Annotated in this window: 13 protein-coding genes and 1 rRNA gene; 7 read left to right on the top strand and 7 right to left on the bottom strand. The window is 62.7% G+C overall.

The genetic code is table 11. The features are described from left to right. Positions 1 to 420, bottom strand: a 16S ribosomal RNA gene (locus H6955_18500); the annotation flags it as partial. Between the two features lie 388 nt (positions 421 to 808). Next, the gene (locus H6955_18495; protein ID MCP5315556.1) at positions 809 to 2,011 is read right to left on the bottom strand and encodes a tyrosine--tRNA ligase; all 1,203 of its coding nucleotides are present in this window, start codon (positions 2,009 to 2,011) and stop codon (positions 809 to 811) included. Between the two features lie 242 nt (positions 2,012 to 2,253). Here H6955_18495 and H6955_18490 point away from each other — a divergent pair, with 242 nt between their 5' ends. Then, entirely contained in the window at positions 2,254 to 3,750 is a 1,497-nt protein-coding gene (locus tag H6955_18490; GenBank protein ID MCP5315555.1) for a peptidoglycan DD-metalloendopeptidase family protein, read from the top strand. Continuing rightward, the gene (locus H6955_18485) at positions 3,747 to 4,859 is read left to right on the top strand and encodes an anhydro-N-acetylmuramic acid kinase (GenBank protein ID MCP5315554.1); all 1,113 of its coding nucleotides are present in this window, start codon (positions 3,747 to 3,749) and stop codon (positions 4,857 to 4,859) included. Before H6955_18490 ends, H6955_18485 begins: the two co-directional genes overlap by 4 nt. 16 nt (positions 4,860 to 4,875) lie before the next feature. On the opposite strand, the gene H6955_18480 is transcribed toward H6955_18485, so the two are convergent. Further along, entirely contained in the window at positions 4,876 to 5,802 is a 927-nt protein-coding gene (locus tag H6955_18480; GenBank protein MCP5315553.1) for a histone deacetylase family protein, read from the bottom strand. Positions 5,803 to 5,938: 136 nt separating this feature from the next. Between H6955_18480 and H6955_18475 the strand changes: the two genes are divergently transcribed. After that, on the top strand, positions 5,939 to 8,626 hold the full coding sequence (locus H6955_18475; protein ID MCP5315552.1) for a bifunctional acetate--CoA ligase family protein/GNAT family N-acetyltransferase: 2,688 nt from the start codon (positions 5,939 to 5,941) through the stop codon (positions 8,624 to 8,626). A 112-nt stretch (positions 8,627 to 8,738) separates the two neighbouring features. On the opposite strand, the gene erpA is transcribed toward H6955_18475, so the two are convergent. From erpA to H6955_18455, 4 genes are all read right to left on the bottom strand, one after another. Continuing rightward, positions 8,739 to 9,092: an iron-sulfur cluster insertion protein ErpA gene (gene erpA / locus H6955_18470; GenBank protein MCP5315551.1), complete on the bottom strand. Its 354-nt coding sequence runs from the start codon at positions 9,090 to 9,092 to the stop codon at positions 8,739 to 8,741. Positions 9,093 to 9,171: 79 nt separating this feature from the next. Then, positions 9,172 to 9,612 carry a polymer-forming cytoskeletal protein gene (locus H6955_18465; protein MCP5315550.1) on the bottom strand — a complete coding sequence of 147 codons (441 nt, stop codon included), beginning with the start codon at positions 9,610 to 9,612 and terminating at the stop codon, positions 9,172 to 9,174. A 21-nt stretch (positions 9,613 to 9,633) separates the two neighbouring features. Then, a complete protein-coding gene (locus tag H6955_18460) occupies positions 9,634 to 10,380 on the bottom strand; it encodes a hypothetical protein (protein ID MCP5315549.1) in 747 nt (248 codons plus the stop codon). A gap of 5 nt (positions 10,381 to 10,385) precedes the next feature. Next, positions 10,386 to 11,423: an N-acetyl-gamma-glutamyl-phosphate reductase gene (locus H6955_18455; protein MCP5315548.1), complete on the bottom strand. Its 1,038-nt coding sequence runs from the start codon at positions 11,421 to 11,423 to the stop codon at positions 10,386 to 10,388. A 145-nt stretch (positions 11,424 to 11,568) separates the two neighbouring features. Between H6955_18455 and H6955_18450 the strand changes: the two genes are divergently transcribed. The 4 genes from H6955_18450 to H6955_18435 are packed head-to-tail and all read left to right on the top strand — an operon-like array spanning position 11,569 to position 15,244. Continuing rightward, complete coding sequence (locus H6955_18450; protein ID MCP5315547.1) at positions 11,569 to 12,270, top strand: DUF4126 domain-containing protein; 702 nt, start codon at positions 11,569 to 11,571, stop codon at positions 12,268 to 12,270. Then, complete coding sequence (locus tag H6955_18445; GenBank protein ID MCP5315546.1) at positions 12,270 to 12,764, top strand: TlpA family protein disulfide reductase; 495 nt, start codon at positions 12,270 to 12,272, stop codon at positions 12,762 to 12,764. Before H6955_18450 ends, H6955_18445 begins: the two co-directional genes overlap by 1 nt. Before the next feature lie 5 nt (positions 12,765 to 12,769). Continuing rightward, on the top strand, positions 12,770 to 13,192 hold the full coding sequence (gene hemJ / locus H6955_18440) for a protoporphyrinogen oxidase HemJ (protein MCP5315545.1): 423 nt from the start codon (positions 12,770 to 12,772) through the stop codon (positions 13,190 to 13,192). Between the two features lie 3 nt (positions 13,193 to 13,195). Beyond that, complete coding sequence (locus H6955_18435; protein MCP5315544.1) at positions 13,196 to 15,244, top strand: hypothetical protein; 2,049 nt, start codon at positions 13,196 to 13,198, stop codon at positions 15,242 to 15,244. The last annotated feature ends 1 nt before the right edge of the window (position 15,245 follow it).

The raw sequence follows: 15,245 nt of genomic DNA, 5'->3' as shown, positions 1-15,245 counted from the left end.
GAAAGTGCTTTACAACCCGCAGGCCTTCTTCACACACGCGGCATTGCTGGATCAGGCTTTCGCCCATTGTCCAATATTCCCCACTGCTGCCTCCCGTAGGAGTCTGGGCCGTGTCTCAGTCCCAGTGTGGCTGTTCGTCCTCTCAGACCAGCTACAGATCGTCGCCTTGGTAGGCCATTACCCCACCAACTAGCTAATCTGACGCGGGCTCATCCAATAGCGGCCGAAGCCTTTCCCCCTTGGGGCGTATGCGGTATTAGCTCGAGTTTCCCCGAGTTATCCCCCACTACTGGGCAGATTCCCACGCGTTACTCACCCGTCCGCCACTCTACTTTCACCCGAAGGTGATTTCGCGTTCGACTTGCATGTGTTAGGCATGCCGCCAGCGTTCAATCTGAGCCAGGATCAAACTCTTCAGTTCAATCATCTCTGTTGCTTGAGGCAACAAATCTTGGCTCAACTCAGAATCTTAGGTTTCTAAGATGCCTCGTTGATATATATTGGCCGTTTCCAGCCATCAACGGAGCACCCACACAAATTACCTGATTTAAACTGTTAAAGAGCGGTGCGCTTTTTGCAGCGCCGAGACGTTCAATTATGAAGCGTTTCGTTTTCAGTCGTCAAGCAGTTTGTGCTGCTTTCCCGACCTCTCGTCGCGGTCACCCCGTTTCGAGGGGGCGAATTTTAGAGCTTTTCGAGAACCTGTCAACTCCATTTTTTCGGAGTCTGTCTCGTCCGGCTGCTCGGCTTCGAGAGGCGCGCATTATAGGGCCGCAGGATTGGCCGTCAACCCTTTTTTCGCGCCCTGTCAGCGGACCACGATACGGGCGAATCGGCGCTTACCGACCTGGCAGACGACACTGATCCCACTGGCGAGGACCAGCCCCTTGTCATCGATGCGATTGCCGTCCAGACGCACCGCGCCCTGCATGATCATCCTGTTGCCTTCGGAGGTGCTCGCCACCAGTCCGGCATCCTTCAATGCGTTTGCTATTGGCAGGCCTGCGCCACCACCCTCCAGTACGCATTCGTCGATGTCTTCGGGGATTGCGCCTTTCTGGAAGCGGTCGACGAACGCCTGGCGTGCGCGATGGGCCGCGTCGGCCGAGTGGAATCGGCCGACGATCTCGACACCCAGCTCGAACTTTACGTCCCGAGGATTGCCGCCGTCCGCGACCTGGCGACGCAAGCGCTCGATTTCGTCGAGCGGCCGGAAACTCAACAACTCGAAGTAGCGCCACATCAAATCGTCTGAGATCGACATGATCTTTCCGAACATATCTTCGGGCGGGTCTGTGATCCCGATATAGTTGCCGAGTGATTTCGACATTTTTTGCACACCGTCCAATCCCTCGAGGATTGGCATCGTGAGCACCACCTGCGGTTCCTGTCCGTAGGACTCCTGGAGCTGCCGACCGACCAGCAGGTTGAACTTCTGATCGGTCCCCCCCAACTCGACGTCCGCTTTCATCGCCACCGAGTCGTACCCCTGCACCAACGGATAGAGGAACTCATGGATCGCGATGGGCTGCCCCGACCGGTAACGCTTACTGAAGTCGTCGCGCTCCAGCATCCGCGCGACCGTGTGCCTGGCGGCAAGCTGGATCAGATCCGCCGCGTTCAGATCGGCCATCCAGCTGGAATTGAACAGCACCAGAGTCTTGGCCGGATCGAGAATCTTGAAAATCTGCGCCTCGTAGCTCTTCGCGTTCTCGATTACTTCGTCCCGGGTCAACGGCGGGCGGGTGGCGCTCTTGCCGGTGGGATCGCCGATCATCCCGGTGAAATCACCGATCAGGAACAACACCTCGTGGCCCAGATCCTGAAACTGCCGCAGCTTGTTGATCAGCACCGTATGCCCAAGGTGCAGATCGGGGGCCGTCGGGTCGAAGCCCGCCTTGACTCGCAACGGCTTGCCCCGGGCGAGCTTTTTCTCGAGTTCGGACTCGACGAGAATTTCGGTCGCGCCGCGCCGGATCAGGCGCAGAGAATCTTGTATTGAGGCAGCCATGGTTCGCTTCTACATGGGTCGATGCAAAGCGCCCAACACTATCAGAAACGGGATTTTTGCGCCCCGCTTAGGGTGATGCGCCTAGCAAATCCGGATACCGCAGTTAAATTCCTATCGCGGCCTGCCGACAATCTGCCATAATCCCCGAAATTTTTAACAAAAACGGCATTTTAGTGATACGAGATTACAAATTACGTAGCTTGCCGTCCCAACCGAAACGGCGTCGACCGATGCGGGTGCTGATGGCCTTCGCACTCCTGGGATCCGTGTTTGGCGCGATCCGCTATCTGGACCTGCCGAGCCTTCCGATTTCTGACACCAGCGCTGCAGCGCTCGAACCGGTCTCTCGGTCCCTGCCCTTGCCGCTCGGCTCCCTCGATGCTGTGCGGGATCAGGAAAACGGTTCACCACGCGCAGCCGCCGCCTCTGCCACCGCCGTGCTGTCATCGACGCCCCCGTCGGAAAACCCGCCCGCACATGAGACCGCCGACTTTATCGATGACCCCGCCGACGCAAGCCTGTTGAGCGAAACAGATACCGATACGGAAGATGTCCCGGCAACGGCAGATTCGACCGTGGCGATGCTGGAAGCGCCGCGGAGTATCGACCGGACAACGTCCCGCCGCGTGGAACACGAGGTGAAGAGCGGTGAATCACTGGCCAAGATCTTTGCGCAACTCAATCTCGACCCGACGCTGCTGCATCGTATCGTCACGAGCAGCAAGCAAGCGGAGTCGCTCGCGCAGATTCGCCCAGGGCAAACGCTGCGCTTTGTGTTCGAAGACGACGAGCTGACCCGGCTGGAACTGCAGCGCAGCCGCACCGACTCTCTGCGCATTGCAATTGCAGACGACGACATCACGACCGAGGAAATCAGCAAGGCAGTCGAACGCCGTGTCGCGTCCACCGCCGGTGTCATTGAATCTTCGCTGTTCGTCGACGGGCAGAAGGCAGGCATGTCGGACGGGCAGATCATGGAGCTGGCGACGATATTCGGCTGGGATATCGATTTCGCACTGGAGATCAGGGCGGGTGACCAGTTCCGCGTGCTTTACGAAGAGCACTACCTGGATGGTGAGAAGCTGCGCGACGGTCCGATATTGGCCGCCGAGTTCACCAGCCGGGGAACCACCTTCCGAGCCGTGCGCTACGAAGACAAGACCGGAGAAGTCGGCTATTTCGACGCCGATGGGCAGAGCAAACGGCGGGCATTCATTCGGACACCGATCAAGTTCGCCCGTGTGAGTTCACGATTCAATCCGCGTCGCTGGCACCCCGTTCTGAAGAAGTGGCGCTCGCACAAGGGTGTGGACTATGCAGCGCCTACCGGCACGCCGGTCAAGGCAACCGGTGACGGCCGCGTCGTGTTTCGCGGCACCAAGGGCGGTTACGGCAAGACGGTGATCCTGGAACACGCGGGAAGGTATCAGACCCTGTATGCACATCTGTCCAAGTATTCCGGTCGCGCCGCACCTGGCACGAGGGTCAAGCAAGGTCAGGTGATAGGCTACGTCGGTAAGACGGGCCTGGCGAGCGGGCCTCATCTGCACTATGAGTTTCGCGTTGGCGGCCTGCATCAAGACCCACTCAAAGTGAAGCTACCCAAGTCGCTGGGACTGCCCAAGTCGGAGATCGTGGAATTCCACGAAGCCACGGACCCGCTGCTCGCGCAGCTGGATGCGATTGCGCCGGAAACCATGGTTGCGAGCGCACCCGCCGATCCCCGCCCGACACCCTGATCCACGTGTCACTGTTCGTCGGCGTCATGTCCGGGACGAGCATGGACGCCGTCGACGCCGGGCTGGTGGAACTCGGTGGCAAACTGCCTCGCCTGGTTGCGACCTTGTCGGGCGCGTGGCCCGAACGATTGCTCGAGCGCATGAAGCGCCTGGCCGGCGGCGAGCCGCTCGACGCGACGGCCGTCGCCATTTTGGACACCGAGGTCGGCCGCTTCATCGCCCAGGTGGTCAAGGACCTGCTCGCTACGCAAAGGATTGACGCGAGACGGGTGCAGGCAATCGGCTGCCACGGTCAGACCGTGGCGCACGTCCCGGAAGGCGAGGTGCCTACAACCTGGCAACTCGGTGATGCGAATATCATTGCCGAACGAACCGGGATCACCACGATCAACGACTTCCGCCGACGTGACATGGCGGCGGGCGGTCAGGGCGCGCCGCTGGCGCCGGCATTCCATGCCGCAGTGCTGCGTGATCGCCGAGAGGAGCGTGTCGTCCTGAATCTGGGCGGCATCGCGAACGTCACCGTGCTGCCGACCGACGATGCAGCTGACGTGACCGGCTTCGATACCGGACCCGCCAACTGCCTGCTCGACCTCTGGGCGCGTCGCCACCTGGGCCAGCCATTCGACCGAGACGGGGCCTGGGCGGAATCGGAACACCCGGACACGAGGTTTCTTGCGCATCTGAAAAGCGATCCCTACTTCGATCTCTTGCCACCGAAGAGCACCGGCACGCAGTATTTCTCGGCCGCCTGGCTGGATGCCCGACTCGGCACCACGAACGACCTTTCGCCCGCCAAGGTGCAGGCGACCCTGTTGGCACTCAGCAGCGCCACCGTCGCCGACGCCATTTCGCGCCATGCCCCGAAAACCCAGCGCGTGCTGGTCTGCGGTGGCGGCGTCCACAACCGCGCGTTGATGCGCCAGCTGACGCAGACGCTGGGGATTCCCGTCGAATCGACAGCGCGCCACGGCGTGGACCCCGACTGGGTGGAGGCGATGGCATTCGCATGGCTAGCCGAACGGACTCTGTCGAGCCGACATGGCAACCTGCCGACCGTGACCGGCTCGAGCGGCCCGCGGATCCTCGGCGCGATCCACCCGGCCTGAGCGCCGCTGCGGGCGGTCAATACTCGCCGAGGAATGCCTTGAGGTGGGCCTCGACGCTACGCGCCAGTGCGTGCAGGTCGTAGCCCCCCTCCAGTGACGAGACGATTCGCCCTTGTGCACTCTGCTCCGCCTGCTCGCAGAGTCGGCGCGTGACCCAACCGTAATCCGCATCGATCAGATTCAGGCCGGCCATATCGTCCGCCTGATGTGCATCGAAGCCAGCTGAAATCAGGATCAGTTCGGGCGCGAATTCAGCCAGACGCGGCAACCACGTGGACTCGATGACCTCACGGAAGGCCTTACCATCGCTGCCCGAGGGCAACGGGCTGTTGACTACATTGGCCGCGGTCTCACCGAACCCCGAATGCGGGTAAAAGGGGTGCTGAAAGGTTGAGCAGAACAGGATCCGGTCGTCGCCAGAGACGATGTCCTCGGTACCGTTGCCATGGTGCACATCGAAATCGACGATTGCGACCCGCTTCAGGGCATGCCGATTGATCGCGTGCAGGGCACCCACCGCGATATTGTTGAAGATGCAGAATCCCATCGCCCGGTGGCGTTCGGCGTGGTGTCCCGGGGGCCGAACGGCACAGAACACCTGCTGCATGCCACCATCGACGACCAGATCCACCCCGTAGGCCGTCCCACCGGCGGCCCGTAGCGCCGCGGTGAGCGAATGCGGATTCATCGCCGTTTCATCATGGAACCAGACAATCCCCTCGCTCGGGGAAGCGGCATACACCTCATCGATGTAGTCCGCATCGTGCGCCGCCTCGAGCATCTCCCGCGTGGCCAAAGGCGCGTCATAGTGGTGCACGAGTGACGCAAGTCCGCTGGCGATCAGACGGTCGTTGATCGCACTCAGCCGAGCCGGCTGCTCCGGGTGGTGGTGCCCCATATCGTGCAACTCGCAGTCGTGATGCGAGACCAATCCAATCGCCATAAGCCACCCTCAACTTCCGAAATTACTTGCCGCTACTTATGTTGCAGTGCACCATAGTTGCGCCCGCATCACCTGCCTGGCCCCAGAAACTCCTCGGCTCAGCGCCCAGGGTCTTCAACATCCGAGTCGTAACGAGATGAAAAAACACTACCTCAACAAAGTCTTCGAGCCACAATCGGTCGCCATTGTAGGCGCGTCCGATCGGGCCAATTCTGTCGGCGGCCAGGTGCTGCGCAACATGCGGGAAAGCGGTTTCAACGGGGACATCTATCCGGTCAACCCAAAGCACACGACGGTCCAAGGCATCAAATCGTACGCGTCGATAACCGATATTGACCACCCCATCGATCTGGTGGTGATTGCAATTCCCGCACAGGCGATCCCGGAAGTGATCCGCCAATGTGGCGACCACGAGGTGGGCGCAGTGGTCGTGTTGTCCGCCGGATTTGGCGAAGTCGGCAAACGCGGACTCGCGCTGCAGCAAGAGATCGTCGACGTCGCACGTACCTATGACATCCCCATGGTGGGCCCCAATTGTCTCGGCATCGTTCGTCCGAGGGTGGGCCTCAATGCCACCTTCGCAAAGAGCGGCGTGCAGACCGGCCACGTGGCCCTGGTCGCCCAGTCGGGCGCGTTTTGCACGGCGTTGCTGGACTGGGCGGACTCGAACGGATACGGATTTTCGGCGGTCGCTTCGCTGGGTGCGACCGCGGATGTTGGATTCGGCGACGTACTCGACTACCTGGCGGTAGACCCCGAAACCAAGAGCATCCTGTTGTACGTCGAAGGCATCTCGGACGCCCGCTCTTTCATGAGCGGACTGCGCGTCGCAGCCCGCCTGAAACCGGTCATCGTTGTCAAATCGGGGCGCAACGAGAGCGGCACGCGCGCCGCCGTTTCGCACACCGGCGCACTGGTCGGCAACGATGCCGTGTTCGACGCCGCAATCGAGCGTGCCGGCGCGGTACGCGTCACCACGGTCAACCAACTGTTCGCCGCCGCCCGCACCCTGGCCTCCGGGACACGTGTCGAAGGGCCACGCCTGGCGATTCTGACCAACGGAGGCGGTCCCGGCGTGATGGCGGCCGATCGGGCCAGCGATCTCAAGGTCCCGTTGGCCGAGCTCGCAGTGCAGACCATCGACCGGCTCAGCGAGGTGCTGCCGGACCACTGGTCGCACAGCGATCCGGTGGATATCCTCGGCGACGCGGACCACGCCCGGTACCGTGCAGCCACCGAGATCGTGCTGGCCGACCAAAACGTGGACGGACTGCTGGTATTGCTCACACCGCAGGCGATGACCGATGCGACGGCGTGCGCCGAAGGCGTCATCGAGGCCATCAAGACCGCGAAACAACACAAGCCCGTGCTGGCCTGCTGGATGGGTGAGAACCTGGTCAAGGACGGGCGTAAGCGTTTTGCTGATGCCGGCATCCCGCATTTCACCAGCCCCGAGGCCGGGGTCGACGCATTCGGCTACCTGGCCTGTTACCGGCGCAACCAGAAGGCATTGCTCCAGGCACCCACGCCGCTGTCCAAGCACCGCGAGCCCGATGTCGAAGGGGCCAGGCTGATCATCGAGCACGCGATGGGCGAGCGTCGCAACACCCTGAGCAGCGCCGAAGCAAAGGCGGTCCTCAACGCGTTCCACATCCCGACCTCGCCCAGCATCAACGTCAATTCGGCCGCCGATGCGCTGATCGCCGCGGAAGGTGTCGGGCTGCCTGTGGCGATGAAGATCAATTCACCCGATATCACGCACAAATCCGACGTCGGCGGGGTGCGTCTGAACATCCGCGAACCGCGTTCGGTACGCACCGCATTTCGCGAGATGATGGACAGCGTGAAGGCACTCAACCCGGACGCACGGGTCGATGGCGTGACGATAGAGCCGATGGTGGAACGACCGCACGCCCGTGAGATCATGATCGGGATCGCGCACGATCCGGTGTTCGGACCGGTCGTCAGCTTTGGTGCCGGCGGCACTGCCGTCGAGATCTTCGCCGACAGTCATGTCGCCCTGCCGCCGTTGAACGAGTACCTCAGCCGGGAACTCATCCGCGGCACGCGTGCCGCCCGGTTCCTGAAGCGGTTCCGCAACCTGCCCGAGGCGGATGCCTCGAAGTTGACCGATGTGTTGCAGCGCATCTCGGAGATCGCATGCGAACTGCCGGAGGTACGGGAACTCGACATCAATCCCTTGCTGGTCGATGAACAGGGCGTCATCGCGGTCGATGCGAGGGTGGTCGTCGCAGCACCCAAAGCCAGCACTGCGCATTATGGGCACATGGCGATCCACCCCTACCCGCCCGAACTCGAGACGACGTGGCAGCTGCCCGACGGCACCGACGTCTCGGTGCGCCCGATTCGCCCGGAAGACGCCGAGATCGAGCAGGACTTCGTGCAGAACCTGTCGCCGGAGAGCAAATATTTCCGCTTCATGCAGAGCATGGACAAGCTCACACCGATGATGCTGGCGCGCTTCACGCAGATCGACTACGACCGCGAGATGGCCTTGGTGGCGGTGATCAACGAGCACACACCGCAGGCGCGCATCCTGGGTGTCGCACGCTACATCAGCAACCCGGACAAACAGTCGTGCGAATTCGCCTTGACGGTTGCCGACGCCTGGCAGCAGAAGGGCATAGGTCGACTATTGATGCAGCGCCTGATGACCGTCGCCCGCGACCGCGGCATCGAGATCATGCAGGGCGAGGTGTTGTCGGCGAACAGCAAGATGCTGCGGTTGTGCGAGAAGCTCGGTTTCCGGGCCGCGCACAACCGGGACGAAACCGACATCGTCGAGGTCCGACGCCACTTGTGACGGCCAGGCCGGAACGACGCTCGACAACCTGGCGGGGCCCGGCGCTGTGCTCGGTCGCAGAAATGCGAAAGGCGCCGCAGAGGCGCCTTTGCCGGGCCCGAACGGCGTACGATCAGGTCGAGAACGAAGAGCCGCAGCCGCAGGTGGTCGTCGCGTTCGGATTGCGAATCACGAACTGCGCCCCCTGAAGGCCTTCTGAATAGTCCACCTCGGCTCCCATCAGGTACTGGATGCTCATCGGGTCAATGAGCAGGGTCACGCCGTCCGTCACCACACGCTCGTCGCCCTCGTTGACGGTCTCGTCGAACGTGAAACCGTACTGGAAACCGGAACAGCCGCCACCCTGAACGTAGATGCGCAGCATCAGCTCCGGGTTGCCTTCCTCCGCAATCAGTTCCGCGACTTTTTGCGCCGCCGCAGAGGTGAACACCAGGGAATCGTTGTTCGCCGTCGCTTGCTCAGTCATACCATCACCTAACAGACCGGTGGTCCGCCCCGAGCGGACCGATAACAGGGGCAAAGTATGCTTTTCCTGATCAATTCAGTCAAGTATTCGGCTCGCCGTCCGGTGCCGGGACGATGTCGGCACCGGACTCCCGCTTCGGGTCGGCGGCCGACTGCGCGGGCTGGTCCTCGCTGTGCACCAGCTGGCCGTTGACCTCGGCGCCCATCGCCATTTCCAGCAGGCGATAGTAAACGGTGCCCGTAACGCGCGCGTTCGGTGCCAGCTCGGCACGTTCGTTCGCGTACACGTCGCCGATCACGGTACCGTTGAGAATGAGGTTCTCGACGCGCACATCGCCCTCGACGGCGCCCTGCTCACTGACCGTCAGCGTCGACTGGCTGTCGACCGCGCCCGATACGTTGCCGTTGATACGGCCGTCCAGATGCAATCCGGCAGAAAAATCGACGTCTCCGGTAATCACGGTACCGTGTCCGATCACGGTGGATACCTTCGGCGGCTTAAAGCGCTTGATTCGTGCCATCTGTCTCGTGTCCCCGTGTGATTAACCGCTTGCCGCGTCTGAAACGGCCCAGCTGTACGCCTGATCGAACGATTTGAAAGCCTTGCCGTCTGGACGCACCGCGACCTCGACGGTCGCCGGTGTGAAATCGCCGGGCAGCTGCAGTTCCGTCTTCAGCTTCTGAAAACTCTTGAAACGGATGCCGAAATTACTGCGTTTCCCGTCAGTGAGGGCATCCATTTCGAGTGTCTTGTCGACCCCCGCCAGTGTGCCTTTAACACGAATGCTGACCTGGCCGCTGACCGTGTCCTGATCCTCGTCGGCCGGCTTGGAGACCGTGATCTCGAAACGGTATTCGCGTTCGCCGACCTCGACCAGACGATAATCGTCGAGGATCAGCGCCTTTTTGTCTCCGCCGGAAACCAGGGTGTTGAGGAATGCCACCTTGCGCTTGAGTTCGGCGCGTTCGTCCTGCAACGCTTTTACTTCGGCCTTGACCTTGTCGACCGCCGCCCGGTCGATCTGCCCGGCGCGCTCGAACCGTGCCGCCGCCGCGCGCAACACATCGTTCTCTTCCTGGATTTCGGCGACCCGTTCACGCAGTCGGTCTTCGGCCGCGTCGCGCCGCCCGACGTCAAAGCCGGCGCGTTGCTGGCCGAACTGAAACACCTGCCACGACCAGGCGCCGAGCGCTATCAGAAACGCTATCCAGAGCCACGGGCGCACGCCACCTTCGCCCGGCTGGACGATACGCGGCGAGATGATTCGCGATGGCTTGATCTTCCCCATAGCCGTTATGGCAACAGTGCCACCTGTTCGAGCCCGGCACTCTCGTCGAACCCATACATCAGGTTCATGTTCTGTACCGCCTGACCCGCCGCGCCCTTGGTGAGGTTGTCGATCACCGAAAGCACCACGACGACATCACCGTCCTGCGGCCTGTGCACCGCGATGCGACAGTGATTCACGCCGCGAACGCTGCGCGTCTCGGGGTGCGCACCGGCTGGCAGGACGTCGACAAACGGTTCGGCTGCGTACCGCTGCTCGAACATCGCCTGCAGATCGCCGGCATCTCCCGTCAAACGGGCATACAAGGTGGCATGTATCCCGCGGATCATCGGCACCAGGTGCGGAACAAAGGTCAGCCCCACCGGTTGCCCGCTCACCCAGGACAGGGTCTGACGGATCTCCGGCAGATGGCGGTGCCCCGGCACCGCGTAGGCCTTGAAGCTTTCGCCGACCTCGCCCATCAGGTTGGCCACCTTTGCACTACGCCCCGCACCGCTGACACCGGACTTGCAGTCGGCAATCAGGCTCGACGCGTCGACCACGCCACGCTCGACGAGCGGCAGCAGACCTAGCGCCGCGGCGGTCGGGTAACAACCGGGATTCGCGACCAGACGGGCACCTCGAATGCGCTCCCTGTTGAGCTCAGGGAGTCCATAGACGGCCTCGTCCAGGAATTCCGCGCACGCGTGCGGCATGCCGTACCACTGCGTCCAAACCGCCGGGTCGCGGAGTCGGAAATCGGCGGCCAGGTCAATGACCCGCGTGCCCGCTGCCAACAACTCCGGCACCAGTTGCATCGCCGTGCCATTGGGTGTTGCGAAGAACACCAGATCGCACTCGGCAAGCGCCTTGGGGTCCGGCTCTGCAAAGACCAGGTCTAAATGGCCACGCAGATTGCCGTACAACTCCGCAACGTCGCGCCCCGCCTCGCTGCGCGAAGTGATCTGGACCACCCGGGCGTGCGGATGGGTCGCCAACAGCCGCAACAACTCGACCCCGGTGTAACCGGTTCCCCCAACGATTCCCACCTTGACCGTCGTCACTGCTGCTGCCTCGGCTATGCGCTAAGCGGAGCGGTATTCTAAACGCAATCCGCACCGGCGGTCCCGTGCGGACGTGCACTGGGCACGTGGTAAAGTCTGCAACGCGCCGCCCCGCCGAGCCAGGCGCGCCGGGGACACAACTGCAATGGACACGATCGAAACCGTTTCATTAATGCTGGGGGCCGCGTGGGCATCCGGCATCAACCTGTACGCCGCCATCCTGGTACTGGGATGGCTCGGTGGCATGGGTCAGGTTGACCTGCCGCCCGGCCTCGAGGTCCTCAGCCAACCGGCGGTGATGCTGGCCGCCGGCGGCATGTTCGCAGTCGAGTTCTTCGCCGACAAGATCCCCGGGGTGGACACCGCCTGGGATGCACTGCACACGTTCATTCGTATCCCGGCCGGGGCCATGTTGGCCGCTTCGGCGGCGCAGGGCCTGGACGCCGGCCCTGCGACCGAGTTGATCGGGCTGCTGTTGGGCGGTGGCATCGCGGCGACCAGTCATGCGACAAAGGCCGGCGCGCGCATCGTGCTGAATACGTCGCCCGAACCCATCAGCAACTGGGGGACGTCGCTCGCCGAAGACGTTTCAGTGTTCGCCGGGCTGTGGGCCGCGCTGAACCATCCGTGGGTGTTCCTCGCGCTGTTCGTCGTTTTCTTGGTGTTGGTCGCCTGGCTGCTGCCCAAGATCTGGCGTGCGATAAAGCGTGCGGCCCGGGCGCTGCGTCGCTGGTTCGGCGGTGGCGAAACGGCGCCCGCCGGCCAACCAACCGCGATCCGACGCAAGGCATTGCTCCAGGCTTTGCGCGCGGACCCGGGAGTGGAAAGCAACGGGGGGCGCCACTGATGTCAACGGACAAACTGCATGGTCTGTTGCTGCTCCTTGCCATCGGCGTCGCCGGCTGGCTGCTTTGGCCCGATCCGCAGCCGATGCCGGACACGACGTTCAATCTGACCGACGGGCGCACCTTGCACAGCGGCGACCTGCGCGGCAAAAGCGTTCTGATCAATTTCTGGTCGGTGGCCTGTCCGACCTGCCGGCGCGACATCCCCACCTTGACGCGATTGCACGACGACGGCCTTGGCGGCAAGGGCTTGATGGTGATCGGCGTTGCCTCGGCGCAGGACCCACCGCCAGTGATCCTGAGTGCTCTCGAGCAGCTGCAACCCGGTTACCCGATCGCACTCGATGTGCATGGAACTGTCGAGGCGGCGTTCGGCGGCATCGACGCGACGCCCACGAATTTCCTGATCTCGCCCGACGGCCGCATTCGCTACGTGGAGCGCGGCCCGCTCGACGAGCAACGCATTCGCGCAACCTTACTGACATTCAAGGAATAACAACGATGTGGCTGAAGGCATGGCACCTGATTGGCATGGTGACCTGGTTCGCGGGCCTGTTCTACCTGCCTCGTCTGTTCGTCTACCACGCGATGAGCGATGACCAGGTGTCGATCGAGCGGTTCAAGGTCATGGAACGGAAGCTGTATTTCGGGATCACCACGCCCGGCGGCATATTCACCCTGGTTTTCGGCGTGTGGATGCTACATGACTACGCCTGGGCCGCATTCGGCAATCACCTCTGGCTCCAGGTGAAACTGGCGCTGCTTGCCGTACTGATCGCCTACCACCTGTACTGCGGGAAGCTGCTGCTGGACTTCAAACATGATCGGAACAGCCACAGCCACGTGTGGTACCGCTGGTTCAACGAGTTACCCGTGTTGCTGCTGATCGCGATCGTCCTGCTGGCGGTCCTCAAGCCGGTCTGAACGATGGCCGAGGAACAGCACCGCCATCGACGCACTCCGTCTCGCGAGACACTCGCACGTCAGCGACGGCGGCACATATTTTGGTTGAGCCTGCTGGTCGCCCTGGTGTTCGCCAGCGCGCTCGGTGGTGAATTCGTATGGCGCGACCGCGGCGACCTCGTGCAAGGCGCCTATCGACTGCATGGCATCAGCGACATCGGCGCCGCACTGACGATGTCGGGTGAGGCCTACCGCGCCCGTGCGCACGGCCAGACGCTGGACCCGGCTGTGGGGAGTTGGCAACCACTGACGATCGTCGCCAATACCCTGAGCTGGGCGCTATGGGGCGATTGTGCGTTCTGTCACCACCTGGAGAACCTGTTGCTGCATGGCCTTGTCGTGGTCGGCCTGTACGTGCTCGGCCGCCACCTGCTGTCACAACGCCGGCACGGAAGACGCATCGCGGCTTGGTCTGCAGCGCTATTCGCGGTCCACCCGATCGCCGTCAACAACGTGGCCTGGATTGGCGGGCGTTCGTACCTGTTGGCGGCCGTATTCGCAGTCTGGTCTCTGGTCCTGCTCACCCGCCTGCCGGCCACAGCCCAATCGCGGCAGGGGTACGTGAAACGCTGGACCGGAGGACTGGCGCTGATGGCGGTGGCGGCGGTGCTGAGCAACGAGATGGCCTATGTACTGCCACTGTTGGCGATCATGATCGCCGCGTGGGAAAGCCGCGAACGGGGTCGCCGGGCATTCAGCGGCATCGCGACCCTCCGACTTCGCGCACTCGGGCTGCTATGCATCGCATTGATCAGTGTGCTGATTTACCGGTGGCTGGTCCTCGGCGGGGTACAGTCGGCAGGCGGCTATCCAAGCGCCAGCGCCTTCGACAATCTCGGCAGCGCATTGCGGCACGCCTGGTTCATGATCGAGCAGGTGATGCTGCCTGGCGAACCGATCGTCTCCGACGCGCGTCCCGTGACGGTGGGCTGGGGTGCTCTGGAGGTCGCCGCTCTGCTCGGCTTCCTGGTCGTGATCGCCGCCAGCGTAGTTGGGCTGCAGCTCCGTTACGCGAGCGGCCTGGGCGCGGTGTGGTTCCTGCTGTGGATCATCCCGAGCGTCGGCATCTTTCCTTCCACGCATTATCACGACAGCCAGGCCTTGTACCTGGCCGCCTGGGGACCGGCGCTCGCCGTGACCTATTCGTTGTTCCTGGTGTGGAAGCCTGCGGGAAGACAGCTGGTCCCCGGCAGCGAGGCGGTGATATATGTGCCGATCATCCTTGTGCTTGGCGTCATCAGTGCGTTCTCGAACGTTCGCTGGTGGAACCACCAGGGCCTGTTTGAGAGCGAGATCGCGACCGATCCACACTACATGGAAGGGCGCCAGGAGCTCGCCAGAGCGGCACTCGAACGCAACGAACCGGAAATCGCGATGCAGCACGTGCTCGCAGCAATAGAGGCGTCACGCGACCAGGCTTTCAGCGGCTACTGGTCTCCGCGCGAAAGTTACCTCATTCTGGGTCGCGCGCAATACGCGCTCGGCCTGTTCCAGGAGGCGGCAGGCAACTTCCAGGCGGCACTTGGCGATCAGGTCGAGGATGCCGAACTGCAATACTGGCTCGGCGCTGCGCAGCTCGCGTTGGGGGACCTGGAAGCGGCCGATCGGCACCTGAGAACGGCGCTGAGACTGCGTACGCCGTTCCCCGAAGCCGCTGCGGAACTCGGTGTCGCCTTGGTCGCGCAGCAGCGCTATGCAGAGGCGGAGGCGTTGCTCGCGAACGCCCTCGAACAAGGTGCCGGTACTCCGGCGCGTCACCGCGCGATGGCATTGATCAAGATCGACGCGCACCAGTATGCCGACGCTGCCCGACACCTCGAAGCCGCGTTGAGCGGGCGCGAAAATGCCGACGATCGTGCGCGCCTCGCCTGGGTGGCGTGGCAGTTGGGACAGACCGAGAAGGCACAGAGCGACCTGAACATGGCGCTGGAACTCGAAGACGAGACGAGCCCCTACGTCAGCTGGGTACGCGATCAGATTTCATCCGGGACGGCCGACACCGCCGGCCAATGAT

The organism is Chromatiaceae bacterium, assembly GCA_024235395.1.
GTDB lineage: Bacteria > Pseudomonadota > Gammaproteobacteria > Chromatiales > Chromatiaceae > Thiosocius.
Note: the sequence above shows the minus strand (reverse complement) of the source record. Positions and strands in the feature narration are given on the sequence as shown.

Excerpts from the sequence above, each read along its gene's own strand:
- H6955_18435 (MCP5315544.1), top strand. The coding sequence starts at position 13,196 with ATGGCCGAGGAACAGCACCGCCATCGACGCACTCCGTCTCGCGAGACA.
- H6955_18450 (MCP5315547.1), top strand. The coding sequence starts at position 11,569 with ATGGACACGATCGAAACCGTTTCATTAATGCTGGGGGCCGCGTGGGCA.
- H6955_18475 (MCP5315552.1), top strand. The coding sequence starts at position 5,939 with ATGAAAAAACACTACCTCAACAAAGTCTTCGAGCCACAATCGGTCGCC.
- H6955_18480 (MCP5315553.1), bottom strand. The coding sequence starts at position 5,802 with ATGGCGATTGGATTGGTCTCGCATCACGACTGCGAGTTGCACGATATG.
- erpA (MCP5315551.1), bottom strand. The coding sequence starts at position 9,092 with ATGACTGAGCAAGCGACGGCGAACAACGATTCCCTGGTGTTCACCTCT.
- H6955_18465 (MCP5315550.1), bottom strand. The coding sequence starts at position 9,612 with ATGGCACGAATCAAGCGCTTTAAGCCGCCGAAGGTATCCACCGTGATC.
- H6955_18445 (MCP5315546.1), top strand. The coding sequence starts at position 12,270 with ATGTCAACGGACAAACTGCATGGTCTGTTGCTGCTCCTTGCCATCGGC.
- H6955_18490 (MCP5315555.1), top strand. The coding sequence starts at position 2,254 with ATGGCCTTCGCACTCCTGGGATCCGTGTTTGGCGCGATCCGCTATCTG.
- H6955_18460 (MCP5315549.1), bottom strand. The coding sequence starts at position 10,380 with ATGGGGAAGATCAAGCCATCGCGAATCATCTCGCCGCGTATCGTCCAG.
- H6955_18495 (MCP5315556.1), bottom strand. The coding sequence starts at position 2,011 with ATGGCTGCCTCAATACAAGATTCTCTGCGCCTGATCCGGCGCGGCGCG.
- hemJ (MCP5315545.1), top strand. The coding sequence starts at position 12,770 with ATGTGGCTGAAGGCATGGCACCTGATTGGCATGGTGACCTGGTTCGCG.